Here is a 2,110-nt window from a genome sequence, read left to right as displayed (position 1 = left end):
GGTGTAGTGGATCCGCTGGCGGAGAAATATCGCAGACATTCTACGTATGCTTATGCTGTAAATAACCCAATTAGATTTATCGATCCTGATGGAATGCAAGTTATGGATCCAGGAGATAGATTTAAAACTTTAAGGTCAGCAGCAAATGATTTTGGAAAGCAATATAATGGTCTATCAATCAATTATAATGTAGAGCTTCGTACAACATTTTACCAAGCAACAGATAAGAATGGAGAAACTTACTATAGTTATTCAGTTCCTGAAGTTGGATCTGCGGGTATGGCAGGAAATATTACTCCGGAACAAGTTGCTGAAGTTTCAAAGTTAGGGGAAATTGTGGGCGACGGTCATACGCACTCAGGCGATACAGACGTTATTAAAATTGATGGGAAAGATTATAGTAGTGCAAATAAATTTTCAGATCAAGATATTTCTATTTATAACAATACCCTAACAGAAACAGATGGTAAAAAAGTAGACAATGGTTATGGAAAACCTATGGTTGGATTTGTAGCTACTCCAGACGGAGGATTAAGAGAATATAGTCCGGGCGTTAGTAATAAATCTAATTCTGGTAAAATGGATTCTGGTGGTGTCCCAATTAAAAATTACGATGTTCCAGTTGCTAAGGATTTACCTTCTGATCCCGCATCGAAAGGATTACGACTTAATAATATTTCTCCTACCACTATGCCAAATGTATTACCTAAAGGATTTGATCCTGAACAACCTAAAAGATATTAAAATATGCTAAATAAAGTTTTAATGATTTTATTCTTTCTTCCTTTATGTGTTTTAGGACAACAAACCAAAGAAGTGAAGTGTAAAGATAAAAATAGAGGAATAGACCAACTTCCTTGTAAAATTGCAAATCGTTATGGTACAGATATTATACCGGACGAAGAAACTTTAATAAAATATATTGATATTCTTATAAATAAAAGAGAGTTATTAACTCCAGAAAAAGTTAAGCCATATCAAATAAACTTAATTGCTAATGATAAAGTTTGGCATATAGTGGTAAAAAGTTATAACTGTAAATATTGCAAGATATATATCAATATTAATAAAAACACAGGAGAGGTATTAAATTTTTATAAATCAGAAGATTAACAATTCCCCCGCTCTGCGAAGTTTGTAACTTCGTAGCAGATAAATAAAAAACCCACCGCAAAGCGGTGGGTTTTTTATTTATAGAGCGACATTTTGCGATACAAAATCTTTAAAACGTTTTTTAGAAATAAAAGATTCAATAATAGTATAGACAACATTTTTTTCTTTTTCTTCCAGTTGCGAGATAAGTTCAACTTGTTCTAAAATCGCTTTGTCTTGTATTACTACTTCTTTAGGCGGAAGTTTTTTATCATTAAAATTTACAATCTCATCAATGGTAATACCGTAGAATTTGGCTAATTTATCCCCCTGCTACCGCACGATTGCATCGTGTGGCAGATAATAAAAAGCCCATCGTATTCACGATGGGTTTGTGAGTTATGAACGTTTTTAGACTTATATTAAAGTATATTATAAAGAACTTTATTCTAATCTGAAGAAAGTGGCCCAGGAGCGGCTTCTGGTCCACTGGCATATATACGAGATGCTGGCGCAGAATACCTACAATGAACTTTCCCAGCTTTCCAACAAGAAAGTAGGAAACAACCTTCAGAGCATCGATTACAATTATAATATCCGGGGCTGGATGACCGAAATCAACAGGGATCAGATGCAGGTTCCTGATCTGGGCGGCAAGCTTTTTTCCTACAAAATCAAGTATACTGAAAAGGAGGGAATCACAACTCCTAATCCGNTAATATCCGGGGCTGGATGACCGAAATCAACAGGGATCAGATGCAGGTTCCTGATCTGGGCGGCAAGCTTTTTTCCTACAAAATCAAGTATACTGAAAAGGAGGGAATCACAACTCCTAATCCGTTGCAGTTTCCGGGTAAAGAAGTCGCAGCAAAATACAATGGGAACATTGCCGAGGTAGACTGGAGAAGCGTGGAAAATATAGGAATAATCCTTCTACGACTCCAAAAAGGTACGGCTATGTCTATGACAGGCTAAACAGGCTAACGGCAGGCTTTTACCAGACCCCGAACAATCCGAA

General features: G+C 36.2%; 3 protein-coding genes. All 3 read left to right on the top strand.

What is annotated here, in order from left to right; genetic code table 11:
* Nucleotides 1-744, top strand: a 744-nt coding sequence (locus ACED20_RS21100) for a type IV secretion protein Rhs (RefSeq protein WP_378106713.1), incomplete at its 5' end; no start/stop codon positions are given.
* A 3-nt stretch (nucleotides 745-747) separates the two neighbouring features.
* The gene (locus ACED20_RS21095; protein ID WP_294319247.1) at nucleotides 748-1,113 is read left to right on the top strand and encodes a hypothetical protein; all 366 of its coding nucleotides are present in this window, start codon (nucleotides 748-750) and stop codon (nucleotides 1,111-1,113) included.
* A 711-nt stretch (nucleotides 1,114-1,824) separates the two neighbouring features.
* On the top strand, nucleotides 1,825-2,067 hold the full coding sequence (locus ACED20_RS21090; RefSeq protein ID WP_378106710.1) for a hypothetical protein: 243 nt from the start codon (nucleotides 1,825-1,827) through the stop codon (nucleotides 2,065-2,067).
* Nucleotides 2,068-2,110 lie beyond the last annotated feature (43 nt).

The sequence above is a fragment of the Chryseobacterium sp. sg2396 genome, assembly GCF_042610505.1.
Lineage (GTDB): Bacteria > Bacteroidota > Bacteroidia > Flavobacteriales > Weeksellaceae > Chryseobacterium.
Note: the sequence above shows the minus strand (reverse complement) of the source record. Positions and strands in the feature narration are given on the sequence as shown.